We start from the raw sequence: 373 nt of genomic DNA, 5'->3' as shown, positions 1-373 counted from the left end.
TTCACGAAATGCCGTCATTTCTTCATCCGTTAAATCAGGTCCCATACCAATATAATCGCGCAAAAGTTTGCGCATTAAGCGGCTTTTATTTGGTCTGCCAAAAAGGCGAATACCTGCCTCCTCAAGATGAGCTAATTCCTCCTCGGTAACGCGAATAACCAATGGTCTTGTTTTTATCATTTTTGTTTCAGTTTCCTTGTTGAACGCAGGCCGAAAGGCTTGCGAAGGATGGTTGATTTTCAACCAGCAGGGATTGTGCATTTTTTGTGAAATGTAATACACATCCCCTATCCCGCCAACCTTAACTAACCTCTTCGATTGTGGTATCATCATAGCATTGGATGTAAGCTCTTAACAGGCTGATTCTTTTCTA

At 41.8% G+C, this 373-nt stretch carries 1 protein-coding gene; it reads right to left on the bottom strand.

Translation table 11 applies throughout. The features are described 5' to 3' along the window. Positions 1–180, bottom strand: a 180-nt coding sequence (locus tag Lfee_RS17395) for a hypothetical protein (protein ID WP_156413372.1), incomplete at its 3' end; no start/stop codon positions are given. Positions 181–373: the final 193 nt, after the last annotated feature.

Origin of the sequence: Legionella feeleii (genome assembly GCF_001467625.1) — a bacterium.
In the GTDB taxonomy this organism is placed as follows: Bacteria; Pseudomonadota; Gammaproteobacteria; order Legionellales; family Legionellaceae; genus Tatlockia; species Tatlockia feeleii.
The sequence above is the reverse complement of the archived record's forward strand: the minus strand, read 5'-3'. Positions and strand labels throughout refer to the sequence as shown.